Source organism: Streptomyces sp. NPDC050508, from assembly GCF_040655155.1.
GTDB lineage: Bacteria > Actinomycetota > Actinomycetes > Streptomycetales > Streptomycetaceae > Streptomyces.
Genome location: NZ_JBFAJJ010000002.1, coordinates 340,062 through 364,699, shown reverse-complemented (window position 1 = coordinate 364,699; position 24,638 = coordinate 340,062). Strand labels below are relative to the sequence as shown.

Genomic DNA, 24,638 nt, shown 5'->3' with positions numbered 1-24,638 from the left:
CGTGCGCTCACTTCTTGCGACGCCTGCTCGCCTTCTTCTTGAGTTCGGCCTGGCCTCGTTTCGTCCAATCACCCTGATGGAGATGGCACCTTGCGGTGCCCTTCATCGTCTTGTTGCCACAGCGGCCACCTGCCGTCGTAGGCCAACCGCATTTCCCTTGCTTCCACTCGCCCACCGTCCACCTCCGGCAGTCCGTCTCGCGTCGGGGCATCCAGCGTGGGTCACTTCGGGGGCGTCGGGCAGGGCGTACAGGCGACGTCATCGGAACGTTCGGGCGCACGCTGGGTCGTACATCGGGAGCGTTTCCGGGCGTGCGTGCTTTTCGGTTGTGGTGTTGGGGGGTGTGGGTGGTGTGCAGGGGTGCCGGTTCGACCTCGGTGAGCGTTCCAGTGCCTCTACGGTGCGCTTCGATCTGCTCGCTCACCAACGAGAGGTCGACGCGGGCAGGGCTGAGGCGTCGGTGTCAGTCACTGTGGGTCCACTTCTGGCTGTTCATGTTCACCGCGGGCATTGGCAACGTCTTCTACGGGATGCACGTGAGCCGTTGGAACCGCGACCGAGGTCTCTGACAACCCGACAGAGGCCTCGCTCGACGCGGCACCGGCACCTCTGGGTCGGGCCTTTGCCACGCCTTCACTTGGCTGGCGTAAGTGACCAGGTACAGAAGTTCAGAGCCATCAGCTTGGGGAGCCTGGGTGCTCAGGCCTGTTCGGCTGGCCGGTTGGCTCCGTCGCTGTGGTTGCCGCACGCCACTTGAGTGAGGGTGATGAGGCGGTGATGGGTCAGTCGGTCCGAAGGAACCGGGAGATGGTCTGGTGAAGTATTCAGCATGCTCTATGTCTGATCTGGGCTGATCGGGTTTTCCGGACCGGTTGATTCCTCGGGTGGTAGAGGCTCGGTCGCGGGTTGCGTCAGGTCCATGACCATGGCCGCGACATCGTGCGACAGCATGTCGTCGAGAAGGGAACGGAAGGCATCGTCGCCAAGAAGATCCCTCTGCCGGCCGAGCCAGTAGAGGATCGCACCTGGTGGACTACCGATCTCCACCACAAGTGCCAGCGCCTGCAGCATGTACGACACGCCCTCTGAAGGGCGTTGCTGCTCGGTACGGAGTGCGCCCAGCCGACCGTAGGTGGTGGCGATGCCGGAGCGGTTGCCGAGCTCTTCTTCGATGGTGAGGGAGGTGCGGTAGCGTTCTTCGGCCTGCTGGTAGTCCCCCCGTTGTTGCGCGATGATGCCGAGTTGGTGGTGGCTGATGGCGATGCCGGAGCGGTTGCCGAGTTCCTCGAAGATGGTGAGGGAGGTGCGGTAGCGTTCTTCGGCCTGCTGGTCGTCGCCCCGCAGTTGCGCGATGATGCCGAGTTGGTGGTAGGTGGTGGCGATGCCGGAGCGGTTGCCGAGTTCCTCGAAGATGGTGAGGCAGGCGCGGTAGCGTTCTTCGGCCTGCTGATCGTCGCCTCGCTCCTGCGCGATGGTGCCAAGCTGACCGTAGGTGGTAGCGATGGCGGAGCGGTTGCCGAGTTCCTCGAAGACGGTGAGGGAGGCGCGGTAGCGTTCTTCGGCCTGCTGGTAGTCCCCTCGCTCCTGCGCGATGGTGCCAAGCTGACCGTAGCTGATGGCGATGCCGGAGCGGTCGCCGAGCTCTTCTTCGATGGTGAGGGAGGTGCGGTAGCGTTCTTCGGCCTGCTGGTAGTCCCCCCGGTGTTGCGCGATGATGCCGAGTTGGTGGTGGCTGGTGGCGATGCCGGAGCGGTTGCCGAGTTCCTCGTTGATGGTGAGGGAGGTGCGGTAGCGTTCTTCGGCCTGCTGGTAGTCCCCTCGCTCCTGCGCGATGGTGCCGAGTTGGTGGTAGGTGGTGGCGATGCCGGAGCGGTTGCCGAGTTCCTCGTTGATGGTGAGGGAGGTGCGGTAGCGTTCTTCGGCCTGCTGGTAGTCCCCCCGTTGTTGCGCGATGATGCCGAGTTGGTGGTGGCTGGTGGCGATGCCGGAGCGGTTGCCGAGTTCCTCGTTGATGGTGAGGGAGGTGCGGTAGCGTTCTTCGGCCTGCTGGTAGTCCCCCCGCTCCTCCGCGATCATGCCGAGCTGGTGGATATAGATGGCGGCAGGGTCGGACCGGGCCGACACTCAGGTGAGGGTTTCTTCGATCAGGCGTTGTTCCCAGTCCCAGGCTCCCCAGGTGTGCAGCTGAGAGCACACCCCTTGTGTGACCGTGTCTGCTTGTTCGAGGTCGCCGGCCTGGTGGTGGTGATGGCGTGCCTCGATGAGCTGAGCGACGTCGTCGGTAAGTGGCTGGGGCCAGACGTTGACGCGCCACTGCCAGTAGGCGGCGGCCCGGCGGTGAGCGGCTTCGAGAGCGTCGAGGTGAGCGCGCCTGCGAAGGGCGTCGGCGGTCCAGTGGTGCACCGTCAGGCCACTGGGCTGGCGGCCCGGCTCGTCCTGGGGGGCCGGGGCCGGGGAAACCAGCCCGAGGTCCAGCAGCCGTTTCAGGGCGTTGCCGCCCTGCTCGCCCAGGTCGACCGGAGGCTGCCGAAGTTCCTCCATCACGGCTTGATATTCGGTGATCGTCTCGAGTGACAGGCCATAGTTGTTGTCCGGTCCTGCTCCAACCGCCTGAGCCTCGGTGATGCGCTCACTGAGCGTCTGGAGGCGCTGGCGGAGGCCGGGTTCGGGTTCAGGGGGCGTGGCGAGAGAGGACAGCTGCCAGGCCGCCCCGGTGCGGTCGACCGGGGTGCGATAGATGGCCATACCGTTCAGCAACGCTCGTGCCTTGGGCACACCGTCGAGTTGGTCGAGCAGGGTGTCGAGGAGGACGTCGTCGACCGCAAGGGTGATGGTCTCGGCCAGCGCGGTGTCCAGATCACCCTGTACGTCTGCCAGCCAACGTTCGGGATCGGGAATGCCGCGTGCTTCCAGGGCGTCTTCCATGCGTTCGGCGATGTCGGGAAAACGTGCCTCGCCACCCCGCAGCAGGGCGTCGAGGTATTCCAGGGCACGTGGGTGGCCGCCGACGTCGGTGTACGCACGCTGCTGATCGGCAGGCGTGAGGGCGTCCAGGCCGGGCAGGCGCCAGATGAGTTTGCGGGTCTCGGCCAGCGACAGCGGCCCCAAGTGATGAGCAGTGAGCCGTTTGTGGGCGCGCCGGGGGAGCGTGAAGGGGTAGCGGCTGGTGACCAGCAGACGGGTCCGCGGGCTTGCCGTCGTCCACGCAGTCACCAGGTCCGCCAGCTCCGGGTCGGACAGCTCCCGGGCGTCTCCGGACTGCGTGGGGACGAGGAGGTCTTCGGCGTTGTCCACGACCAACAGCGCCGGGAGCTGCGGCAGCACGATCTGACGGACCCACTCCCACCGTTCCCGCCACGGCGAACTGGCGTCCGTCAGGCCCACCGCGACTTGCCGCAACGGGTCAGCCTCCGACAGGCCTTCCGCCAGGCAGTGGGTGTTAAGGCGCTGTCGCAGCGTCTCCAGTACGGCATCGACGGTCCGGGTTGTCGTGGCCGCAACCGGAACGACCAGCAGGTCCTTCGTGCCGTAGTGGTGCAGGAGTTCGGCGGCCAGCGTGGACTTGCCGACTCCGCCGATTCCGTGCACGAGCACTCCTGCCCGCCCGGGATCTCGCAGGGCGGACAGCAGTCGGCGCAGTTCGGCGCGGCGGCCGACGAACTCGCCGACCTTGCGGACCACCATGCCCTCGTCCAGTACCGCCTCCGGCACCACCGCGACCTTGTCGGCACCATCGGTGCGGTCGAACAAGGGCAGCGGTGGCCCCGCCAGGAACAGCGTCGGGGTGGCCCACTCCGGCCACGCCGCGCGTGGGTCGTTCTCCGGTAGTTTCCGGCGTCGCGTTTCCAGGGTGCGCCGGGCTCGGGAGAGGGCGGTCAGCGGGTTGGGGTGCTCGGCCCGCGCCAGCGACTGGTACATCTTCGCGGTCAGCTCGGTGGCGTAGTCGTCCGTGACGGCTTCGGTCATCGCCAGTACGGCAGGCACCCCGTGCTCCAGCAACGCGCGCGCCAGACCGGCCTGGACCCGCCCCTGGGCGCTGACATCAGTAGAACCGGAACCCGTGCCGCTCGTACCCGCGACCTGCTCCTGCTCGGGGGGCTGCTCTTGTGATCGCTCGGCCGCGTGGGGCGTGGGAGTGCGGGCCGTGGAGCAGCCTGCCAGTACCACCAACGGGACACCCTGATCGGGCGGCAGGGCGTCCGTCATGAACCGCTGCGCATCGACCTCGTCGGCCTGGCCCTGCTCGTCTTCGAGCAGCAGGATCCCCGGTTTGGCGTGGCAGGACAGATGCAGGATGTGGAAGCGTTCTTGTTCGAGGGCGGCGTGAATCTCGGCCAGGCTGCCCCAGTTCAGCACCCGCACATACGCGCCCTGCCCGGAACGTGCCGGGTCGACCGCGTCCAGGATCCGGCTCAACTCCCGCTCGTAGTCCAGTAGTTCACCCCCACCGGACTCCGGGCTGGCCACCACCGCCAGAATCCGCAACGGACCCGGTACCTGCACCGCCGCAGGCAGGCTGTCCCGACGCACGGTGCGGTACAGCTCCACCTGCTTCGACAGCACCAAGGGACCCGATGTTCCGGGAACGGTCAGGGTCTCCCACGGCAGGTCCACCCAGTCCGGATCGTCCACCTGCAGCCCGATCCGTAGCGACGCATTGCGCGCCAGGGCCAGTTCTCCCTGCCTGGCCAGTTCACTTGCCGCCGCACCGGACACGAAGCGCTGCCCCAGCGCCTCACCCACAGCGGCCAGTGCCCCCACCGGCTCTGTCGGAGCGGCTGTTTCACCCGGCACCTGCCGCAGGATCATCCCGCCCGACGCCCGCGCGCAGGCCCGACGCAGGCCCCACAGTTTCTGCTCAAGATCATGGTTCACCCCTTGCGGTACACCGGACGCCTCAACCGCTTCGGTGGAGAACACCACCGACTCCGTGCCGATCCGTAACTCCGCATGCGTAGGCCCGTCCGGCCGGTAGTCCGTGGGGGGTACCACCATTGGCCCGCCCCGTTCCGGACGCTGCCCCGACGGGCGCCCGCGCACCGCCCGCTCCAACTGCCCCACCCGCTCCACGTATTGGGCACGGGAAGCCACGTGGCGGAAGTCGACGTACAGCCGTGACGCGATGAAGGGTGGTAGTGCTACCTCGCTCAACAGGGCCGGGATCAGGCGTTGCCCTCGCTCCACCGCGGCGGTCACGGTGGCCGCGAACTCCTCGGCGCACCAGCGGGATTCGACCCAGTGCCGGGTGACGACAGCCACGACAGTCTCGGACTTCGCCAGCCCGTCCTGCAGTTGCGACGCCACCCATTGGCCCCCGACCAGTTCCCACTGGTCCAGCCACACTTCGAGGCCCAGCCGATGCAGATTCTCCGCCAAGGTCTTCGCCCACGGCTCGTCCTCATGCGCATACGACACGAACGCGTCGAACTGCTTGGCCTCAGCCACACCGCACCCCCGAACCAGCCACCCCCGTGTCACGTGAGTGCCCTGGCAACTGGCCTCCACGCCGGCCACAGGCTAGAGCACCCCAAGGCGCGCTCGCCCGTAAAAGCCCAATCGCCCCATACCCGTTGGCGGCCCGTGATACGACCGGCCCCGCACCCCCACCTTTCCTACGCCACCGTCACGCCCCCGCATCCGGCTTGACCACCGTGCTGACGAACTCGCCGATCGCGCCCAGCGTCGCCCCAAGCGCCTCGATCTGCGGGAAGTGTGCCGCGTCCGGGATCGGGGCGAAGTGGGCGTTGGGGAAGGAGTCGGCGTAGCCGCGGCCGTACTTGAGGGGGGCTATGCCGTCCTCCTCGCCCCAGATGACCAGCACGGGGACGGTCACGCGGTGGAGGCGGGCGCGGAGCTTCGGGTCGTAGGTGAAGTGTTCGCCGCCGTAGACCGCGAGGGTCTTCTGGTTGGCGCCGGCTGCGGCGCGCTGTGCGTCGGTGAACGAGGCGAAGTCGGGGCGGAACTCGGCCTTGGTGAAGGAGAGTTGGCTGATGTCGGCGGGCGCCATGGTGCGCGGGTCGACGACACGGTTCTCCACCATGTGGGCGTGGATGCCGACCGCGTTCATCAGGGTCAGGGCGCCGATCCGGCCGTGGTTGTCGCGCAGGGCCATCTCCGCGGCGATCCAGCCGCCGACGGAGTTGCCGATCACCATGACGTCCTTCAGGCCCAGCGTGTCGAGCAGGTCCAGGTAGGCGACGGCCAGGTCGGCGACGGTGTCGAAGCGGTCGGGGCGGGGCGTGCCGTCGAAGCCGGGGTGGGTCGGCGTGACGACGTACACGTGCTCGGAGAGGGCGCCGGAGAGACCGGCCACCGTGCGCGGGCCGGCGCCGCCGTGCAGTACCAGTACGCCGGTGCCCCCGGTGTTCTCGCCGAACTCCTGGACGGTGACGGAGAGTCCGCCGGGGAGGGCGACGGTACGGGTGGAGGCGGGGGTGGGAGCAGACGTGGTCATGGCGGGGTCCTTGTCACTTGTTCTCACTTGCTGAGAGCTGGCTCTCATGAAGGTAGGGGGTCGACTCTCTTTATGCAAGTTCACTCTCATTAAGAGAGTTGCTTGTTCTCCGCGTGTGGGGGTGGGTGTGGGCTCCCGAGGAGTCGTAGGCCACGCAGGAGAGTGGCGACGAACAGGTCGAAGCGAGGGCGGGCCGCGCCAGGCAAGGACGCCGACGGCCGGTCGGACACTCCCCCGTGCTGTCCGACCGGCCGCCGACTGTACGAGGGGAGACGCTATCTGCCGGGAACCGGACCGGTCTTGGAAGAATTTGCACTCCTCGGGAGAGCCAGTGCCCCTTCCACCCGGCGAGCGGCCACCATCTGGACGGGGGTCGTGCCGGCGATGGCCCGGAACTCGCGGTTCAGGTGGGCCTGGTCGTAGAAGCCGCAGGCCATCGAGATCTCGGTCAGGCTCGTGTCGACGCGGTCGAGCAGTGCCACCGCGTGGCGGAAGCGCAGTACCCGGGCGTACGCCTTCGGGGTCAGGCCGATCTGCTGGGTGAACCGTCGGGTCAAGTACCCCTGGCTCCAGCCCACTTCGGCCGCGATCCGGGAGATCGGGATCGCTCCCGCGCTGCCGGAGAGCAGTCGCCAGGCGTGGCCGACCTCGGGTGCGGGTTCCGGGCCGCGTCCCAGCCGGGCGAGCAACGCCGTGTCCAGCAGGTCGAATCTGGACGCCCAGTCCCCGGTGGCCGCCAGCCGGTCCACCAGTGTCTCCGCCTCGGGCCCCAGTACGTGCCGGATCTCGACGGCCAGGTTCGTCAACTCGCTCATCGGCATGCCGAACAGGCGGTAGGCGCCCAACGGTGTGAACTCGACCCGGATCGCCTCCTGGCCGCCTGGATGCACGCAGATCGCGGGCCGGTCCTCCAGCCCCACCACCAGCGATCCGATACGGCCGCTGCCGCCACCCGGCATGCCCGATCGCCGGACCTCGGAGAACGGCTCCGCGAGGCTGATCACCAGGGTCGCCCGTCCGCTCGGCACCAACCGTGCCTCGTACGGCGAGGTCACCGCCTCCCAGTAGCCGACGTAGCTGCGCAGGAACGGCCGTAAGCCCGGATGCCAGGGGCGGGTGACCCGCCACAGGCCGCCCAGCCGCGCGATCCGGACCGCACCCGCACCCGCACCCGTACCCGTCGCCATGCCCGTCGCCGTCGCCGCGGTCAGGCTGTGTGCACCGTGAATGGCCAAAGGGCTCCCCTCACCCCCGAGGGACTCCGTGTGCATTCCAGTATCCGTGGTGCCGCGTCCGACGGGTGGGGTGCGATGTGAAGTGGGGATGCAGATGGTGCAAGTCCGGTGAGAGGGGAGGGTAGTTGGCCGGGCTGTGGTCAGAGGGTGGCGAGCAGGTTGTCGAGGGGGGCGGGTACGCGGTCGGGGGTGAGTGCCTCGACGAGGACACGGCCGTAGTGGATCTTGCGGCCCTTCTTCGTGCCCAGGAAGCGCCTCAACTGCTGGTGTGCGGGGCGGTTTTGCTGTGCGGGCTGGCGCAGGAAGGTGCGGAGGGCGCGCAAGTCGCCTTCCGCCCGGACGAGTTCCGTCACCCGGGGCACACCCAGCGCGCGGATCAACTCGTCCTCCAGGTCCGCCGCGCAGACGAAGAAGCCCTGCTGTGCCGCACCGACCTGCTCGAAGCCGCGGGCGTAGTAAGGGCGTTCGCGTTCGTCGCACAGGCCCGTGAGGCGTAGGCCCAGGCCGGAGGGGCCGAGGAGGCGGGCGAAACGGCCGACGTTCATCGCGCCGCCCATCGTCAGGACGCAGACCCCTTCGGCGGCCAGGTCCCGGCCACGGCTCGCGGCCAGCGCGTCGACGGCCGCGACATCACTGGGCCCTTCGAGCAGCACAGCCACCTGCACGCGCCACCGCGCGGCCAGCTCACGCACCGCCGCCTCACGCGCCGAATCACCGGGGCCACCGACCGCCCATGCGGTGACCGCTTCCCGGAACGCCCCTATCTCCACCATGAGTTGAGTCTCCGCCCTTCGAGGGGCACGCCGGTAGGGAATTTCCGCTGCTCGGACGGGTCCGCAGGATGCGTCGGGTCAGCTGATGTGGTTCGTCCAGTGATGTGGTTCGTCCAGCCGACCTTGAGGAAGGTCGTGCGGATGTCGGGGTTGGGCTCGGGTGCGCCGGATTCCAGGGTCCGGCCCCGGCCCCGGCCCCGGACCCGTGCCTGCCTTTCCGCTACTTCCCTGCCGTGGCGCAGAGTTCCGTGTCGATCAGCGCGTTCTGGGCCACCTCCGTGGACAGGTCGCGCGCGCCGTCGCCCGTCGCCTCCAGGACCACGGTGCGACGGCCGTCCGCGCTGACCCCGTCGCGGGTGGTGTAGCCCATCAGGTCACCGGCGTGGCTGTAGTAGACGCCGCCGCAGGTCAGCGGGATCTCCATCAGGCCCAGGCCGTAGCGGGCGCCGGGCCAGACGGGGTCCAGGGACGCGGCCCTTACGGTCGTCTTCATCTCGGCGAGTTGGGCCGGGCGCAGCAACTTGCCGCCCAGGAGGGCCGAGAAGAAGCGGGTCAGGTCGCCCGTCGTGCTGATCATGGCGCCGGCCGATCCGGCGGCCGTCGGGTTGAAGTCGGTGACGTCGATGACCGGGCCGGAGCCGCCGAAGTCGGAGTAGCCGTGCAGGTGTTGGCCGGGGATCCGGGCGGAGGTGTCGGGGGCGGAGGTGTCGCGCAGGCCCAGCGGGCGGATGACGCGCCGGGTCACCTCCTGCTGCCAGGTGTGGCCGGTGGCCTTCTGGATGATCATTCCGGCGAGGATGTAGTTGGTGTTCGAGTACTCCCACTGGGTGCCGGGCGCGAAGTCCGGCTGGTGCCGCATCGCGATCCCCACGAGCTGCTGCGGGGTCCACGTGGTGTACCGGTCGGCCTCGAAGCCTGCCACCGAGCTGATCGCGGGGAAGTCGGCGGTGTAGTTGAACAGGCCGCTGGTGTGGTTCAGCAACTGCCTTACCGTGATGGCGTTTCCGTCGTTCCCGTTGCCGTCCACCACGCCGGGCAGCCAGTGTTCGACGCTGTCGTCCAGCGATACCCGTCCCTCGCCGACCAGTTGGAGCATCACCGTCGACACGAACGCCTTGGTGCTGCTCGCGATCCGGAACTTGTCGGTGGCGCGGGCCGGCCGCCCCGTCGCGGTGTCGGCAAGCCCGGTGGTGGCGTACCGTCGTCCGTCCGGACCCGTCGACTGCGCTACGACGGCAACGGTGCCCGTCTTCTGGATGGCGTCCACGCTCTGCTGGAGTGTGCGCTGCCGGGACTTCGTGGCGCTGTCCGTGGCGCTCGCCGCGGGCGTCGCGAGGCCGAGGCCGAGTGCGGCCAGCGCGGCTGCGGCAGTGAGGTGACGGATCGTCAACATGGGCTTTCTCCTGGGGAGTTGATGGCTCGGCGCACCGGGCTTGCGGTGCGCTCACCAACCTAGGAAGAAGCCGCGCGGTGATCGATCCAGCCCGCGGGCCGGTCCGCCGTACAGCCTGCTGTACCGAGGGCCTGTGGAAAACCTCAGCCCAGCCGCCGTAGGTCCTCCAGGTAGCGCAGGACGGCCGCGACCCGGCGGTCCACCTGGTCGGTCGGGGACAGGTCGAGCTTGGCGAAGATGCTGCGGATGTGTTTGTGGACGGCGCCGTCGGTGACGACGAGTTTCCCGGCGATGGCGGAGTTGCCCAACCCCTCGGCCATCAGGGCGAGTACGTCCCGTTCGCGGGGGCTGAGCCGGTCGAGACGGGTGTCCTGGCGGGAGCGGGTGAAGAGCTGGGCGACGACCTCCGGGTCGATGGCGGTGCCACCCGCCGCCACCCGGTGCAGCGCGTCGAGGAACTCCTCGACCCGGCCCACCCGTTCCTTGAGCAGATAGCCGAGGCCGCTCACCCCGCCGCCGAGCAGTTCGGTGGCGAAGCTCTGCTCGACGTACGCGGACAGCACGAGCACCGCCAGGTCGGGCCGCCGGCGCCGGGCCTCGACCGCGGCGACGATCCCCTCGTCGGTGTGGGTCGGCGGCATCCGTACGTCGAGGATGGCGACGTCCGGTTTGTGTACGTCGATGGCGTCCAGGGCTTCGTCCGGGGTGTCGGCGGTGGCCACCACGTCCAAGCCCTCGGCGCGCAGCAGCAGGGCGAGCCCCTCGCGCAGCAACGGGTCGTCCTCGGCGATCACGATCCGCATGTCAGTCACGCTCCACAGCTCAAGTTCCGCATCGCAGGCTCTCTTTGCTCGTCACGATCACCAACTCACCGACCACAGGGGAGATCCACGGTCAGGACAGTCGGGCCGCCGGGTGGGCTGGTCAGGGTGAGGTCGCCGTCGTGTGCCGCGATACGGCGGCGGATGCCGGTGAGGCCCGAGCCGCCCTCGGCGTCGGCGCCGCCCCGGCCGTCGTCCTCCACGGACAGCACCAGTCGGCCGCCGCTGCCGCGTGCCGTGACCGTGGCGTGCCCGGCCCCGCTGTGCTTGGCGATGTTGGTCAAGGCCTCGGCGACGACGAAGTAGGCGGTCGCCTCCACGGAGGCGGCACAGCGCTCGGGTACGTCCACGTCGATCCGGCAGGGCACCGCGCAGTCCGCGGCGAGACCGGAGAGCGCGCCCGCGAGCCCCCGGTCGGCCAGTACTGGTGGCAGGATGCCGCGCGCGACCGTCCGCAGCTCGGCCAGTGCCATCTCGGCGGCGGACTGGGCGCGTTCGAGGAGTTCGTCGGCGCCCGCCGGATCGCGGGCCACCATGCGGCGGGCCGCGCCGAGCAACACGGCGACGGAGACGAGCCGGTTCTGCGCGCCGTCGTGCAACGACCGCTCGATACGCCGCAGTTCGGTGGCGTGGGCGTCGAGGGCGGCGGCACGGGTGGCGGTCAACTCGGCGACGCGCAGGGAGAGATCGACGTCCGGACCGGCCGCCAGGAGCCGCCGCCCGGGGCCCGACTGCAGCCGGGCCATGCCGGGGGTCAGCCCCAGGATGATGGCGATCCAGCCGACGCCCAGCAGCGCAACGGCGAGGGCGTCCGGCCAGGTGTGCGCGTTGCCGATGCCGAGTGACGTGGCCGTCGTGTTCTCGGGCATGAACGTCCAGTACAGCGGGAACGCGGTGTCCCGTACGGCGGTGATCGGCAGCAGGACGCCGAGCAGCCCGAGCAGCAGCCCCAGGGTCGCGTGCCGGACCAGCCAGCGCAGCTCGCGGTGGATGGTGGCGTCGACGAGGGCGGGCCGCAGCCGGGTGGGCGGCGGCTGCGGGGCGACGACCTCGGGGCCCCGGCGGGCGAGCCGGGCGCGTTCCCGGCCGGCCAGGGCGTGCAGGGCGCGCAGCGACGCGGGTGCCGTCAGCAGCCCCACCCCGACCACGCTCGTGACGGCGGTGACGGCCAGCCACAGCAGCAACAGCAGGGCGAGCACAGCCGTGTTGAGCCCGGAGGCGAGCTGGGCGACGGCCCGGCCGGCGGCGCCCAGGGTCCGCAGGGCGATGTCCTTGAAGCTCTCGCGTCGGACGGCTGCCCCACCGCCCGCTCCACCGCCCGCCTCACCCGTGCTCGCTGTCACTCGAACGACCCTATGCCGTACGTCAGTTCTTCGTGGGCGGAGGGCGAGGGAGTACAGCCTGCTGTACCCCGGACCGGGCGGGCTGCGGGATCGGCCGCGAGGGGTGCTGATCCATAGCGTCGGTGACGACAGCACGCACGGCACAAGACCACGGCAAGACCACCGCACTTGACCACGGGAGAAGTCCCCATGACGCCGCACACGACGACCACCGAACCCGAACCCGACCGGCTCAGCGCCGGGGACATCGCCCGCACCCTGCTCTGGATCGTGGTGGTGGCCAGCGCGCTCACCAACATGGCGGCCTCCTTCGGCGGCGCCGACACCTGGGTGCACCTGGTGTGCGGCGCGGTCACCGTGCTGTGCGCGGGCACCCTCGTCGTACGCAACCTGCGGGGCCGGCGATGAACACCACGGCCACCACGGCCACCACAGCCACCACCGCCGCCATCGCCCTGGAGGGCGTCAGCAAGGCCTACCCCGGAGGCGTACGTGCCCTGGACGACGTGTCGTTGACCGTGGAACGCGGCACGTTCCTCGCCGTGATGGGACCCTCCGGTTCCGGCAAGAGCACGCTGATGCACTGTGCCGCCGGGCTCGACTCCCCGACGTCGGGCAGTGTCCGTATCGACGGTCACGAGATCGCCGGGCTGAACGAGACCAAGCGCACCCAACTGCGGCGCGAACGCGTCGGGTTCGTGTTCCAGGCGTACAACCTGATCCCCTCCCTCACCATCGAGGACAACATCACGCTGCCGCTCCGGCTGGCGGGCCGCACCGCCGACCGCGACTGGCTGCGCACCCTGGTGGAGCGGGTCGGGCTGGCCGATCGGCTGAGTCACCGCCCGGCCGAACTGTCCGGCGGGCAGCAGCAACGGGCCGCCGTTGTACGGGCGTTGGTGGCCCGCCCGGCGGTCGTGTTCGCCGACGAACCCACCGGCGCGCTCGACCTGCGCAGCGCGCACGAGGTCCTGGACCTCCTCCGTGACCTCGTGAACGACCTGCGCCAGACGGTCGTGATGGTCACCCACGACCCGGCCGCCGCCGCCCGCGCGCACCACGTGCTGGTCATGGCGGACGGCCGGGTCGTCGAGGCGCTCAAGGCGCCGACCGCTCCCGAACTGGCAAGCCGACTCGTCGAGTTGGGGAGGGCCTGAGTCATGTTCCGTCTCGCGACACAGATGGTCGGGCAGCGCGTCGCCGCGCTGATCGCCGTGGCCTGCGCGGTCCTCGGCGGCGCGGCACTGATCACCGCCACCGGCGTCCTGGCCGAGTCCGGCCTCCGCTCCCACCTGCCCGCCGGCCGGCTCGCCGGAGCGTCCGTCGTGGTCGCGGCCGACCAGGAGTTCCACCCGCCCGGCGAGCTCCCGCTCGCACTGCCGGAACGCCGCAGGGTCCCGGCCCAACTTGTCGGTGAACTCGGCGAGTTGCCGGGTGTCACTGCGGCGGTCGGTGACATCAGCTTCCCCGCCGCTCTCGTCGACGCCCGTGGCCGGGTCGTAGCGGCCGGAGATCCCCGGGTGTCGGGGCACGGCTGGTCCTCGGTGAAGCTGCTGGCCGGTGCGCATGTCACCGGCAGCGAGCCGACCGGTTCCGGCGAGGTCGCCGTGGACAGTGCCACCGCCGCCGCGGCCGGTATCAAGCCGGGCGACCGCGTCCACGTCGTCGTCAACTCCCGTCCCGCGAGCGGCTATCGCGTCTCGGCGGTCGTCAACACGCCGGTCGCCGGTGTCTACTTCGCCGACAAGACGGCCGTAGCCCTGTCCGGTCTGTCCGGCCGTGCAGACCTCGTGGGTCTGCGTACCGCGCCCGGTGCCGAGCGGCGGGTCGCCGCCGAGGTCCGTACGAAGCTGAAGGGCACCGGGCTGCGGACCGTCACCGGAGCCGAGCGGGGCGACACGGCCGAGCCCGGCGCCGGAGCCTCCCGCTCGCTGCTGGTGCTGCTCGCCGGGTCGCTGTCGGGGATCATCCTGCTGATCACCGGGTTCGTGATGGCGAGCGCGCTGGCCGTGGCGATCGGCGGGCAGCGTCGGGACCTGGCGTTGATGCGGGCGGTGGGCGCGACCCCGAAGCAGATCCGGCGGCTGGCCGCCGCGCAGTCCACCGTCGTCGCGGCCGTGGCCGTGGCGCCAGGGGTGGGGCTCGGGTATCTGCTGGCCGGACAGTTCCGCGGACTGCTCGCGGACCGCGGGGTCATTCCGGCCGAACTGCCCCTGACCTTCAGCCCGTTGCCCGCCCTCGCGGCGATCGTCCTCATGCTCCTCGCGGTCCAGGTGTCGGCCCGCTGCTCGGCCTGGCGCACCTCGCGGATGCCGGCCACGGAGGCGGTCGCCGAGTCGCGCAGCGAGCCGCGCGATCCGTCGCGGGCCCGGACCCGTATCGGCGTGGCCGTCATCGTCGTGGCGACCGTCATGTCGGTACTGCCGCTGTTCTCCCGCACGGTCATCGGGGCCACGGCCACCTCCCTCGCCGGCATCATCGGGGCGATCGGGCTGGCCATGGCGGGACCGGCGCTCGTGCGGGGCATCGGCGGTGCGGCGGTCCGGGCGACGCGGTACGGCGGCTCCGCCCCGACCTGGCTGGCGATGGCCAACCTGCGCGCCTACGCCCTGCGCAACGCGGGCATCGTCTCCACGCTGGCCATGGCGGTCGTGTTCGTGCTGACGTACACCTTCACCCAGACCACCGTGCTGGCCGCCACCGCCCAGGACACCAGCACCGGCACCCTCGCCCAACTCCGCCTGAGCGCAAAGGAGTTGGGCGGGCTTCCCGGCGACACGCTCGCCGCCGTACGGAAGACGCGGGGCGTACGGGCCGTCGCTCCCGTCGGCACGACCACCGTGGTGTGGCGGTACCGGCAGTTCGGCGATCCGGCGGCCGAGTCCGGGGCCGCGACGATCCTCACGCCGGACGCGGCGGGCGTCCTCGACCTCGACGTACGGGACGGCGGTCTGGACCGGCTCACCGGCGCGACCGTCGCCGTCAGCAGCGATGTCGCCCGTACTCGCTCCGCGACGGTGGGGCACACGGTGAACCTGGTTCTCGGCGACGGCACACAGGTCGACGCGAGGGTCGTCGCCGTGTACGGCCGGGGCCTCGGCTTCGGCACGGTGGTGCTCTCCCACGACCTGGCCGCCGGACACACCACGACGGCGCTCGACCAGTCCCTCCTGATCCGCACCGACGGCACGGCGAAGGCCCGGCAGAACCTCACGGCCCTCGCGGCCTCCCGACCGGGCCTGACCCTCGGACCGGCCAACTCCCCTTCCAGCGGCGGCCTGAAGGACGCCCCGCCCGAGGTGTGGATCAACCTCGCCACCATCGTGGTCCTGCTCGTCTACCTCCTGCTGAGCATCGCCAACAAGCTGGTCGCGGCCACCGCGCAGCGCAGGGTGGAGTTGGGCGCCCTCCGCCTCAACGGCACGACTCCCCGCCAGATCCGCGCGATGATGCGCCGCGAGGCCGCGGTCACCGCCGCCACCGCACTCACCACCGCCCTGCTGCTCTCCGCGGTCCCCCTCGCCCTCCTGGGCCAGGGCTTCCTGGGCCGTCCCTGGCCCGCGGGCCCGGTCTGGCTCCTGCCGGGCCTCGCGCTGACGGTCACGGTCACGGCCTTCCTGACCATCGAACTCCCCACCCGCCAGGCCCTGCGGACCCCGCCCGCCGACGCCGTCCGCGCGCAGTGAACGGGCAGTCGGCCGACCGTCCGGGGCCGCGGGCCTCACACGGGGCTGATCGCGGCGAAGAACCGTTCCAGGCGCGGTTCCCCGGAGTTGTCGAAGACCGTCTCGGGTGGGCCCTGGAGGAGGACGCGGCCCTGGTCCATGAAGACGACCCAGTCCGCGACCTCGCGGGCGAAGCGCATCTCGTGGGTGACGACGACCATCGTCGTGCCGTCCGCGGCGAGTTCGCTCATCACCGACAGGACCTCGCCGACGAGTTCGGGGTCGAGGGCCGAGGTCGGTTCGTCGAAGAGGAGGACGCTGGGGTCCATCGCCAACGCGCGGGCGATGGCGACCCGTTGCTGCTGCCCCCCGGACAACTGGTGCGGGTACTTGTGGGCGTGGGCGTCCATGCCGACCTTGCGGAGCAGTTCCCGTGCCCGGCCCTCGGCGGCCAACCTGCCCTCGTGGAGCCGCTGTTGGAGTGGGGCGAGGGTGATGTTCTGGAGGGCGGTCCTGTGCGGGAAGAGGTTGAAGCGCTGGAAGACCATGCCCACGCGACGGCGCTGGGCGGCGAGTTCACGGTCCCGGCCGCCCATGGGCCGGCCGTCGATCTCCACGCTGCCGGCGTCGGGCTGTTCCAGGTGGTTGAGGGTGCGGACGAGCGTGGTCTTGCCGGAGCCGGAGGGACCGATGACGGCCACCACCTCGCCGCGGTGCACATCGAGGTCCACCCCGTTCAGGATGGACACCGTGCCGAACGACTTCCGCAGGCCCCGGGCGCGTACGACCGCCTCGCCCTCGTGCGCGGTACGGGGCCGGGTCCGCCTCGGCGCGGCGCGGACCGCGTCCTCAGGGACGGCGCCGGCCGCCGCTTTCGTACGGCGTCTGCGTACGTCCAGGCGGCGTTCGAGCAGGGCCCGCAACCGGTCGAAGAGGGTGACCAGCAGGACGTAGTAGACCGCGACGGCCAGCAGGGTCTCCAGGACCAGGAAGTTCTGGGTGTAGAGGCGTTGGCCGACCAGGAGGAGTTCGGCGAGGGAGATGGAGCTGACCAGGGAGGTCAGTTTGAGGATGCTGATGAACTCGTTGCCCAGTGCGGGGAGGGCGACGCGGAAGGCCTGGGGCACGACCACATGCCGTTGCACGCCCGCGTAGGGGATGCCGAGTGCCTGTGCCGCCTCGCCCTGGTCCTTGCCCACGGCGAGCAGTCCGCCGCGGTGGATCTCGGCGATGTACGCGGTCTCGCTGAGCACGAGCGCGACCAGGCCGGCGGCGAAGGGGCTCGACAGCAGGGGCCTCAACTCGGGGAAGAGCTGCGGGGAGTTGTAGACGAAGATCAGCAGGACCAGCAGCGGCAGACTGCGGAAGAACCAGACGTACGCGCCGGCGAGCAGCCGTAGCGGACGCAGCCGGGACTGCTGGGCGAGGGCGACGAGCAGGCCCAGCGCGGTGGAGATCACCCAGGCGGAGACGGCGAGTTCGACGACGAGGAGGGCCGCCCGCCACAGGTCGGCGTCGGCGAACAGGCCGACGGTGTAGTTCCAGTCGAAGCTGCCCACGTCCGTCAACTCCCCTCTGCGCGGCCGAGGTTGTACTTCTTCAGCAGCTCGGCGTAGGTGCCGTTCTTCTTGAGTTCGGCCAGTGCGGTGGTGAGGGTCTTCTTCAGGGCGCTGTCGCCCCGCTTGACCGCCAACCCGGACTGGACGGGGTAGATCAGGGACTTGGAGGAGATGGTGAGCCGGCCGTTGGTCCTGTCGACGGCGGCCTTGGCCACGGCGCCGTCGGTGACCTGGGCGTCGACCTGACCGGACAGCAGGGCCTGCGTCCCCTCGGGGTCGGTGCCGAACTCCCTTACGTCGACGCCCTTTTCACCCTTGGCCTGGCACTGGGTGCTCGCCTCGCCGCGCAGTTTCTCGACGATCTGCCCGCCCTTGATGACCGCGACGGACTTTCCGCACAGGTCGGTGACCACGGTCGGGCGGTAACTGCCCGAGGTCTGCACCACGATCGAGTTGCCGGTGGTGAAGTACGGGATGAAGTCGACCTGCTTCTCGCGCGCGTCCGTGATGTACAGGTCGGAGGCGATCACGTCGAAGTGGCCGGTCCCGAGCCCGGCGATGAGCTGCTCGAACCGGGTGTCGACGAACGTGGACTTCAGCCCGGACGCCTTGGCCAGGGCGCGGGAGATGTCCGGGTCGAAGCCCGCCGGGGTCTTGCCGTCGAGATAGGCGTACGGCGGATATGTCAGGTCCGACCCCACGGTCAGGGTGCCGGCGGTCATCGTGCCCGAACCGTCCGCCCCGCCGCCCGAGGACGAACCGCTCGAACAGCCGGACAGGGCGAGGAGCAGGCCGGCGGTGAGGGAGCGGAGGAGGATCACACGCATGAGGAGGCCTCTCGACCGGGAGACTAAAACTGTTGAACAATCTGGCTGCTGATGATGGTGACGGCTCGGTGTTTCGGCCAGGTAAAAGCTTGAAACCTGCTGGGTGTCGCGCCAGAGCCGCCCGAATCGCTTCTCTGTTTTGTTCAACAGATCGTGCGTTAGGGTGAGGGCATGTCGACTCTGAACAGCGCGGCCTCCGCCGGGCGGCCCGTCCTGGTGACCGACGTGCTGCGTGAACGCATCGTCGAGGGCGAGTTGCCGCCCGGCACCCCGCTGCGCGACGTGGCGCTCTCCGCCGAGCTCGGGGTGTCCCGCAACACCCTGCGGGAGGCCCTGCGCACCCTGCACGACGAGGGGCTGGTGGTGCAGCGGCTGCACAAGGGCACGGCCGTGAAGACCCTGGCCGCCGAGGACGTGACGGACATCTACCTCGCCCGCCGCACCCTCGAACTCAGCGCCGTCGACGCGAGCCCGCTCACCCCGGAACCGCTGCTCGACGCGATGGAGGCCAAGGTCGCCGCCGCCGAACACGCCGTCGACGCCGAGGCGTGGGACAAGGTCGGCACCGCGTCGCTGCGCTTCCACCAGTCGCTGGTGGCCCTGCTGGGCAGCGCCCGCCTCGACGGTTTCTTCCGGGTGACGATCGCCCAACTCCGGCTGGCCTTCGCGGTGATGCCGGACCAGGGCGCGTTCCAGGCGCCGTGGGTCGTCCGCGACCGCGAGATCTGCGACCTGATCCGCGGCGGCCGGCGCATGGACGCCACCGCCGCGCTGCGGCTCTACCTCGACGACTCCGAGCGGACGGTGCTCGACGCCGTACGCGCCAACTCCCGTACAAGTACGACTGGTTCGACCCGCACGAGTACGAGCCGCACGACATCGGCAGCGAAAGGCAAGCGATGACCTCCCGCACAGTGTCCGCGGCGACCGCGGAGTCCAAGGCGACGGCCGCCTACCGTGCCACCCAGGGCGGTGCCCTCGACGTCGACCGCGCCTTCTACGACCGTTTCGCCGGGGTGCGCCACGAACTCGTGGACGCTTTCGAGATCCCGATCCGCTCCGGCCGCGCCTGGACCGTCCCGCAAGGACACCTCTGCCGGATCGTCACCGTCGAGGGCCCCCAGGTCGGCGACCTGAACGTGTGGAACCTGCACGACCCGCGCGAGCGCATGTGGGCCGCCCGCACCCGCCAGTTGCAGCGCGCGCACATCTCCACGTACGACCGGATCTGGTCCACCCTGCCGTTCCTGCGCCCCCTGCTCACCGTCACCGCCGACACCCTCGCCGACTACGGCGTGGACGCCGACGGTGGTCGCGTCCACGACCTGCTGGGCACCCGCTGCGACCCGTACGTCAACCGCATGCTCACCGGCGAGGACTTCGACTTCCACTGCCACTCGAACCTGGTGCGGGCCGTACTGCCGTACGGGCTCACGGAGTTCGACGTGCACGACGTGCTCAACGTCTTCCAGTGCACCGGCCTGAACGACGACGACCAGTACTTCATGAAGGACTGCCCGGCGCGAGTGGGTGACCACTTCGAGTTCTTCGCCGAGACCGACCTGCTGTGCGCGCTGTCGACGTGCCCCGGCGGCGACCTCTCCGTCCCCCTCTGGGGCCCGGACGCCCGCGACCCGCTGGACGTCTGCCGCCCGCTCGGCATCGAGGTGTACCGGCCCGACCCCGCCCTGTTGGAAGGCTGGACCCCGCCGGGCCGGGCCGCCTACCGCAACCTGCACGGGATGCGGCGGCCCGAATTCCGCGAGGGGGACCGGGACTAGATCCGGATACGGGCACCCTCCGGCACGGCGTGGAAAGGAACCGGCCGGTGCCGGACAGGACAGGGTGTGGAATCCATGACGGAACAGGAGACGCGTCGGATGCGGCGGGCGCGTTTCGAAGGACTGGCACAGGTGGTGGTGGAACCGCTGCACCGGTATCTGGTGCGGCGGGCGAGCGCCGAGACGGCCGAGGACGTCCTGTCGGAGACGATGCTGGTGCTGTGGCGTCGTATCGACGAGGTTCCCGGGCTCGGTCCGGGGTCCGGGACCGAGCCGCGTCCCGATCCTGATGAGGTGCTGCCGTGGTGCTACGGCGTGGCACGGGGGTGCCTGGCGAACGCCCGCCGGGCCGACGGGCGCAGGCTCCGGCTGGTGGAGCGGCTGATCCGGAGTCAGGAGCAGGCCCCGGCGTGGCCCGCCGACCACAGTGAGCTGCATGCCGCGCTCGATGCCCTCGGGGCGCTGGACCGTGAGGTGGTGCGGCTGTGGGCGTGGGAGGGGCTGGCGCCGCGGCAGATCGCGGAGGCGACCGGGCTGAGCGCCAACGCGGTGAGCATCCGGCTCCATCGGGCGAAGGCGAGACTCGCCGACCGGCTGGGGCGAAAGGATGCCGAACCGACCGGACACAAGAGGGATGAAGGAAGGAGCGGTCAGTGAATGACGACGAGTTGCTGGCCCGGCTGAAGTCCGCGGACCCGGCACTGACCCGCAGTGCTCCGCCACCCGACATCGATCGCCTTGTGGAGGCCACCTTGAACACCGCCACCGCCACCGCCACCGTGCCCCAGCCCGCGAAGGCCACTGCGGGACGGAGCCGGCGTCATCTCCTCGGACTCGCGGCAGCCGCCGGTCTCCTCGTGCTCGGAGGCGGCATCGTGACCGGAGTCATGGCCAACAACGGCAGCGGCAGCGGCCGTTCGGCCGCGCCGGCTCCCGTGACGCTCACCGCGCAGGGGGGCTCCGCCAAGTGCGCGGAACCCACCCCCGACTCACTGCGCGGCTACCCGACGCTCTTCGTCGGCACGGTCACGTCCGTCAAGGGCAGCAACGTCACCTTCCACATCGACCACTGGTTGAAGGGCGGCGACGCGGAGACGGTCGTCCTCGTCGGCGACACCAGCATCCCGGAGACGTTGACGTTCTCGGAGGGCGAGCATTACATCGTGGGCGCCAAGGACGGCGTCGTCCCGCCGTGCGCCGCGAACGGGGCCTCGGCCGAGACCATCACCAAGTTCCGCCAGGCGTTCGGGAAGTGACCGCCGTTCCCCGGGCCGTACGGTCCGGGGAACGGGCTGTTTCACGTGGTGCGGCCGAACGCCGGTCCGATCGAGTGGACTCGAAGGGGCGCGTACGGCGGGAGGACCTCCCGCGGGACTCCGGATGGTGGCGTTGCCCTCCCCAGCCCCGAACCGGAAGAAGCGCCCCCCATGCGACGTACTCCGTCCCGACGTCTGATCGCAGCCGCGCTGCTGGTGGCCTCCGTACTGGCCCCGATGACGTCGACCTCAGCCCTCGCGGCAACCACCGTCACCCCCACCCCCGCTGCCGCGACCGCGGTCCGCTTGGCGGGTGTCGACCGGCACGATCACGACGACTGCCCGTCGCACGGCCTCGGCCGCGACCTGAACGCCCGGCTGGACAAGGCCGTCGCGGACGTCCGCCGGGAGGCCGGCATCCCCGGAGTCGCCGTCGGACTGTGGATGCCGGGCAAGGGCTGCTACGTCCGCGCGACCGGCGTCGCCGACAAGGTCACCGGGCAGCCGATGAGCACCGACTTGTACTCGCGCATCGGCAGCGAGACCAAGACCTTCACGGTCACCGCGCTGCTCAAGCTCGTCGACGACGGGAGGATCGGCCTCGACGACCCGATCTCCCGCTACGTCCACGGTGTGCCGAACGGCCGTCACATCACCCTGCGCCACCTGGCCGAGATGCGCAGCGGACTGTTCCCGTACAGCGCCGACGCCGACTTCGCGCACGACCTGCTGAGCGACCCGACCCGCACGTTCACCCCGCCGGAGCTACTGGCGTACGGCTTCAAGCACCGCAACACCTCCGCGCCGGGCAAGGTGTTCGTCTACAACAACAGCAACCTGGTCCTCCTCGGCCTGGTGATCGAGAAGGTCACCGGGCACCACGTCGCCGACGTCATCGACCGGCGGGTGCTGCGCCCGGCCCACCTCGACGACACGCTGTTCCCGGACGGCCCGAACGTCCGCGAGTTCCCCGAGCCGCACGCCCGCGGTTACACCAACCAGACGCTGAGCGGCGCGGTCGAGGACTCCACCGACTGGAACCCGAGCTGGGCCTGGTCGGCCGGCGCGATGATCTCGACCATGCACGACCTGCGCAGCTGGGCGAAGACCGTCGCCACCGGCGCACTGCTCAGCCCGGAGACCCAGAAGCAGCGCCTGAAGACACTGCCGACCGGATTCCCCGGCCTCAGCTACGGCCTCGGCATCTTCGAGACCGGCGGCTGGATCGGCCACAACGGCTCCATCCCGGGCTACGAGTCGGTGACCGTCTACCTCCCCGCCCTCAAGGCGACCCTGGTCGTCCTGCTCAACACCGACATCACCACCGGGGGCCAGGAGCCGTCCACACTGGTCGCCCGCGCGGTCACGCGGATCGCCACCCCCGACCACGTCTACGACGGCTCGGCCACCACGCGCTAGGAACGCCCCGCCCTGAACGACACTGAACCCCCGGGCCGACGACGACCCGGGGGTTTCGCACGAGTGGGTGACCGTGACGGCCGAACAGACCGAACAGCACGTTCCGTTGACGCTACGACGGCGTCCGCCGCGCCCGCAGGCCGCCGTTCTGGTGCTGCACGGCGGCCAGGAGACGAGCGAACGCCCCGCCCGGCCCTGGCAGTTGGCCGCGTTGCGCATGGGCCCGGTCGTGCGGGCGGTGATCGCCGCGCTCCCGCACCAGGACGTCCTGGTCGCCCAGGCCCGTTACCGCCTCCGTGGCTGGAACGGCGACCGTGCCGACCCGGCCCGCGACACCCTGCGCGCGCTGGACGCCCTCGCCGAACTCACCGGCCCCGTACCGACCGTGCTCCTCGGCCACTCCATGGGCGGCCGGGCCGCCCTGAGCGCCGCCGGTCACCCACAGGTCCACGGCGTGGTCGCCCTCGCACCCTGGTGGCCACCGGCCGAACCGGTCGAACAGACGGCGGGCCGCCACATCGTCGCCCTGCACGGCGAACGGGACCACGTCACCTCGCCCGCCGAGACGGCCGACTGCGTGCGCCGGGCACGGGACGAAGGGGCGACGCGGGCCGGCATGGCACTCATCGCCGGGGGCGACCACGGCATGCTCCGCCGCCACCGCCTCTGGCACCACACGGCCTCGGCCCTCGTCGCCCACCTGCTGGACCCGGCCGCCACCCCCGACCCGCTGCCCGAGGAGAGCTACGAGCCCGGAACCTCCCCGGTACTGCTCTGACCGACCTCGCGGAAGCCGGCGCCCTTGGAAAGCTCCGCCGCGAACTGCGCCCCGCTCAGCAGCGCGAGGTTCGACAGCCACATCCAGACGAGAAAGACGACGCTCCCGGAGAGCGACCCGTACAGCCTGCTGTAGGCGCCGAACGTCGAGGCGTACGTCGAGAAGCCGGCGGAGACGGTCAGCCACAGGGCGGCGGCCAGCACGCCGCCGGGCAGGCTGTGCCCGCGTCGGCGTGCCCCGGTCGGGCCGGTGTGGAAGACGACCACGACCAGGAGGGCGACCAGACACAGCAGTACCGGCCAGCGCAGCAGGTTCCACGCCAGGGCCGCGGTCGCGTCCACGCCGGCCATCCGCCCGACGGCCTCCGCGAGCGGGCCGGTGAGCAGCAGCGTGAGCGAGCCGACGAGGAGCAGGCCGAGCAGCACGAGCGCGGTCAGCACGATGCGGGGCGCCTTGCGCCAGGGCGAACGCCGGTCCTGGGTGCCGTGCATGCGGTGCAGGGCGCGGCGGAACACGGCGAGATAGCTGGTCGACGACCACAGCGCGCTGGCCCCGCCGGCCACCAGCAGCGGCCACGCGCTGCGGTCGGTGCGCAGCACATGGGTCAGGACGGTGTGCAGTTCGGCACCGGAGTTCGCCGGGGCGTAAGCGGTGACATGGGTGACGAACTCATCCGCTGTGTTCGGGCTGATCATGCCGAACGCGATGACGGTGGCCAGCATCGCCGGAAGCACCGCGAGGATCGCGTAGTAGGTGAGCGCCGCCGCGTAGTCCGAGATGTCGTCGTTCCACAGCGACACCGGCGTGCGCCGCAGCGCGGGCCACCAGGAGGCGGGCGGCCGGAACCCGGCGATCATCCCCGCCAACGGTGCGCCCATGCCCGTCCCCCTCTCAGCCGCTCCACTCCTGTCCGTGCCCCGGGCGAACGGCGCTACTCCACGCGGGCGTCGCGGGTTCGTCCTCGTCGGGCACGTCGTCGTCGGCGCTCGCCCGGCTGTGCCCGCCGACGAAGAAGCTGAACACGGCCGTGATGGTGGAGGAGACGGCGATCCGCAGGGCCCATGCGGCGAGGGAACCGTTCTCGATGGGGGAGGTGAAGTCGGGCCCGTCGAGCAGGGCGCTGCTCAGCGGCAGGGAGCCCGCGGCGCTCAACAGGTAGACCCACAGCGGGGGTTCGTTGGAGACGATGAGGACCGAGGCCGCGACGACCACGATCACACTGAGTACGACGGTGAGCGAGGTGATGTCCATGGCCGTAAGCATTCCGGCGGCCGGACGACGAGTCGTCGGCGCAGCGGAGGACCGGCGTCTCTACCGCAGGGTAGAGACGCCGC

At 70.4% G+C, this 24,638-nt stretch carries 21 protein-coding genes and 1 pseudogene; 9 read left to right on the top strand and 13 right to left on the bottom strand.

The annotated features are described in order from the left end of the window. Positions 1 to 834: 834 nt before the first annotated feature. From AB0I69_RS06780 to AB0I69_RS06745, 8 genes are all read right to left on the bottom strand, one after another. Positions 835 to 2,124 (bottom strand): tetratricopeptide repeat protein, encoded by a 1,290-nt coding sequence (locus AB0I69_RS06780; protein ID WP_363094490.1) that lies wholly within the window; start codon positions 2,122 to 2,124, stop codon positions 835 to 837. Beyond that, positions 2,125 to 5,445: a TIR domain-containing protein gene (locus tag AB0I69_RS06775; protein WP_363094489.1), complete on the bottom strand. Its 3,321-nt coding sequence runs from the start codon at positions 5,443 to 5,445 to the stop codon at positions 2,125 to 2,127. 178 nt (positions 5,446 to 5,623) lie between these two features. Beyond that, positions 5,624 to 6,454 (bottom strand): alpha/beta fold hydrolase, encoded by an 831-nt coding sequence (locus AB0I69_RS06770; RefSeq protein ID WP_363094488.1) that lies wholly within the window; start codon positions 6,452 to 6,454, stop codon positions 5,624 to 5,626. 275 nt (positions 6,455 to 6,729) lie between these two features. Continuing rightward, on the bottom strand, positions 6,730 to 7,641 hold the full coding sequence (locus AB0I69_RS06765) for a helix-turn-helix transcriptional regulator (RefSeq protein WP_363095015.1): 912 nt from the start codon (positions 7,639 to 7,641) through the stop codon (positions 6,730 to 6,732). Positions 7,642 to 7,829: 188 nt separating this feature from the next. Further along, the gene (locus tag AB0I69_RS06760) at positions 7,830 to 8,462 is read right to left on the bottom strand and encodes a TOPRIM nucleotidyl transferase/hydrolase domain-containing protein (protein ID WP_363094487.1); all 633 of its coding nucleotides are present in this window, start codon (positions 8,460 to 8,462) and stop codon (positions 7,830 to 7,832) included. A 220-nt stretch (positions 8,463 to 8,682) separates the two neighbouring features. After that, positions 8,683 to 9,855 carry a serine hydrolase domain-containing protein gene (locus AB0I69_RS06755; protein ID WP_363094486.1) on the bottom strand — a complete coding sequence of 391 codons (1,173 nt, stop codon included), beginning with the start codon at positions 9,853 to 9,855 and terminating at the stop codon, positions 8,683 to 8,685. 143 nt (positions 9,856 to 9,998) lie between these two features. Then, positions 9,999 to 10,658, bottom strand: coding sequence for a response regulator transcription factor (locus AB0I69_RS06750; protein WP_363095014.1), 660 nt, complete (start codon positions 10,656 to 10,658; stop codon positions 9,999 to 10,001). 65 nt (positions 10,659 to 10,723) lie between these two features. Further along, positions 10,724 to 11,944 carry a sensor domain-containing protein gene (locus AB0I69_RS06745; RefSeq protein ID WP_363095013.1) on the bottom strand — a complete coding sequence of 407 codons (1,221 nt, stop codon included), beginning with the start codon at positions 11,942 to 11,944 and terminating at the stop codon, positions 10,724 to 10,726. Between the two features lie 264 nt (positions 11,945 to 12,208). Between AB0I69_RS06745 and AB0I69_RS06740 the strand changes: the two genes are divergently transcribed. The 3 genes from AB0I69_RS06740 to AB0I69_RS06730 are packed head-to-tail and all read left to right on the top strand — an operon-like array spanning position 12,209 to position 15,705. After that, the gene (locus tag AB0I69_RS06740; protein ID WP_363094484.1) at positions 12,209 to 12,427 is read left to right on the top strand and encodes a hypothetical protein; all 219 of its coding nucleotides are present in this window, start codon (positions 12,209 to 12,211) and stop codon (positions 12,425 to 12,427) included. Further along, on the top strand, positions 12,424 to 13,176 hold the full coding sequence (locus tag AB0I69_RS06735; protein WP_363094483.1) for an ABC transporter ATP-binding protein: 753 nt from the start codon (positions 12,424 to 12,426) through the stop codon (positions 13,174 to 13,176). The genes AB0I69_RS06740 and AB0I69_RS06735 overlap by 4 nt, the downstream gene beginning before the upstream one ends. Before the next feature lie 3 nt (positions 13,177 to 13,179). Beyond that, positions 13,180 to 15,705, top strand: coding sequence for an ABC transporter permease (locus AB0I69_RS06730; RefSeq protein WP_363094482.1), 2,526 nt, complete (start codon positions 13,180 to 13,182; stop codon positions 15,703 to 15,705). 35 nt (positions 15,706 to 15,740) lie between these two features. On the opposite strand, the gene AB0I69_RS06725 is transcribed toward AB0I69_RS06730, so the two are convergent. The 3 genes and pseudogenes from AB0I69_RS06725 to AB0I69_RS06715 form a co-directional block, all read right to left on the bottom strand. Then, complete coding sequence (locus AB0I69_RS06725; protein ID WP_363095012.1) at positions 15,741 to 16,454, bottom strand: amino acid ABC transporter ATP-binding protein; 714 nt, start codon at positions 16,452 to 16,454, stop codon at positions 15,741 to 15,743. Positions 16,455 to 16,589: 135 nt separating this feature from the next. Next, positions 16,590 to 17,243: pseudogene (locus AB0I69_RS06720) on the bottom strand (amino acid ABC transporter permease); the annotation flags it as partial. 5 nt (positions 17,244 to 17,248) lie between these two features. After that, positions 17,249 to 18,070: an ABC transporter substrate-binding protein gene (locus AB0I69_RS06715; RefSeq protein ID WP_363094480.1), complete on the bottom strand. Its 822-nt coding sequence runs from the start codon at positions 18,068 to 18,070 to the stop codon at positions 17,249 to 17,251. A 171-nt stretch (positions 18,071 to 18,241) separates the two neighbouring features. On the opposite strand from AB0I69_RS06715, the gene AB0I69_RS06710 reads away from it, so the two are divergent. The 6 genes from AB0I69_RS06710 to AB0I69_RS06685 all read left to right on the top strand — a co-directional run bounded on the left by AB0I69_RS06710 (position 18,242) and on the right by AB0I69_RS06685 (position 23,304). After that, a complete protein-coding gene (locus AB0I69_RS06710) occupies positions 18,242 to 18,973 on the top strand; it encodes a GntR family transcriptional regulator (RefSeq protein WP_363094479.1) in 732 nt (243 codons plus the stop codon). After that, positions 18,970 to 19,851 (top strand): DUF1989 domain-containing protein, encoded by an 882-nt coding sequence (locus AB0I69_RS06705; RefSeq protein WP_363094478.1) that lies wholly within the window; start codon positions 18,970 to 18,972, stop codon positions 19,849 to 19,851. The genes AB0I69_RS06710 and AB0I69_RS06705 overlap by 4 nt, the downstream gene beginning before the upstream one ends. A gap of 75 nt (positions 19,852 to 19,926) precedes the next feature. Continuing rightward, entirely contained in the window at positions 19,927 to 20,508 is a 582-nt protein-coding gene (locus tag AB0I69_RS06700; protein WP_363094477.1) for a sigma-70 family RNA polymerase sigma factor, read from the top strand. After that, positions 20,505 to 21,107, top strand: coding sequence for a hypothetical protein (locus AB0I69_RS06695; protein WP_363094476.1), 603 nt, complete (start codon positions 20,505 to 20,507; stop codon positions 21,105 to 21,107). Before AB0I69_RS06700 ends, AB0I69_RS06695 begins: the two co-directional genes overlap by 4 nt. 171 nt (positions 21,108 to 21,278) lie before the next feature. Then, complete coding sequence (locus AB0I69_RS06690; RefSeq protein WP_363094475.1) at positions 21,279 to 22,526, top strand: serine hydrolase domain-containing protein; 1,248 nt, start codon at positions 21,279 to 21,281, stop codon at positions 22,524 to 22,526. A 73-nt stretch (positions 22,527 to 22,599) separates the two neighbouring features. Next, positions 22,600 to 23,304, top strand: a complete 705-nt coding sequence (locus AB0I69_RS06685; protein ID WP_363094474.1) for an alpha/beta family hydrolase — start codon at positions 22,600 to 22,602, stop codon at positions 23,302 to 23,304. Here AB0I69_RS06685 and AB0I69_RS06680 read toward each other — a convergent pair. Both AB0I69_RS06680 and AB0I69_RS06675 read right to left on the bottom strand, forming a co-directional pair. Next, entirely contained in the window at positions 23,271 to 24,182 is a 912-nt protein-coding gene (locus AB0I69_RS06680) for a YihY/virulence factor BrkB family protein (RefSeq protein WP_363094473.1), read from the bottom strand. The genes AB0I69_RS06685 and AB0I69_RS06680 overlap by 34 nt on opposite strands. 13 nt (positions 24,183 to 24,195) lie before the next feature. Beyond that, positions 24,196 to 24,555, bottom strand: a complete 360-nt coding sequence (locus AB0I69_RS06675; protein WP_363094472.1) for a hypothetical protein — start codon at positions 24,553 to 24,555, stop codon at positions 24,196 to 24,198. Between the last annotated feature and the right edge of the window lie 83 nt (positions 24,556 to 24,638).

Bases quoted from the DNA above. Each gene is read 5' to 3' on its own strand.
- AB0I69_RS06770 (WP_363094488.1), bottom strand. From the start codon at position 6,454: ATGACCACGTCTGCTCCCACCCCCGCCTCCACCCGTACCGTCGCCCTC.
- AB0I69_RS06765 (WP_363095015.1), bottom strand. From the start codon at position 7,641: ATGGCGACGGGTACGGGTGCGGGTGCGGGTGCGGTCCGGATCGCGCGG.
- AB0I69_RS06760 (WP_363094487.1), bottom strand. From the start codon at position 8,462: ATGGTGGAGATAGGGGCGTTCCGGGAAGCGGTCACCGCATGGGCGGTC.
- AB0I69_RS06755 (WP_363094486.1), bottom strand. From the start codon at position 9,855: ATGTTGACGATCCGTCACCTCACTGCCGCAGCCGCGCTGGCCGCACTC.
- AB0I69_RS06750 (WP_363095014.1), bottom strand. From the start codon at position 10,658: ATGCGGATCGTGATCGCCGAGGACGACCCGTTGCTGCGCGAGGGGCTC.
- AB0I69_RS06740 (WP_363094484.1), top strand. From the start codon at position 12,209: ATGACGCCGCACACGACGACCACCGAACCCGAACCCGACCGGCTCAGC.
- AB0I69_RS06735 (WP_363094483.1), top strand. From the start codon at position 12,424: ATGAACACCACGGCCACCACGGCCACCACAGCCACCACCGCCGCCATC.
- AB0I69_RS06730 (WP_363094482.1), top strand. From the start codon at position 13,180: ATGTTCCGTCTCGCGACACAGATGGTCGGGCAGCGCGTCGCCGCGCTG.
- AB0I69_RS06715 (WP_363094480.1), bottom strand. From the start codon at position 18,070: ATGCGTGTGATCCTCCTCCGCTCCCTCACCGCCGGCCTGCTCCTCGCC.
- AB0I69_RS06710 (WP_363094479.1), top strand. From the start codon at position 18,242: ATGTCGACTCTGAACAGCGCGGCCTCCGCCGGGCGGCCCGTCCTGGTG.
- AB0I69_RS06705 (WP_363094478.1), top strand. From the start codon at position 18,970: ATGACCTCCCGCACAGTGTCCGCGGCGACCGCGGAGTCCAAGGCGACG.
- AB0I69_RS06700 (WP_363094477.1), top strand. From the start codon at position 19,927: ATGACGGAACAGGAGACGCGTCGGATGCGGCGGGCGCGTTTCGAAGGA.
- AB0I69_RS06690 (WP_363094475.1), top strand. From the start codon at position 21,279: ATGCGACGTACTCCGTCCCGACGTCTGATCGCAGCCGCGCTGCTGGTG.
- AB0I69_RS06680 (WP_363094473.1), bottom strand. From the start codon at position 24,182: ATGGGCGCACCGTTGGCGGGGATGATCGCCGGGTTCCGGCCGCCCGCC.
- AB0I69_RS06675 (WP_363094472.1), bottom strand. From the start codon at position 24,555: ATGGACATCACCTCGCTCACCGTCGTACTCAGTGTGATCGTGGTCGTC.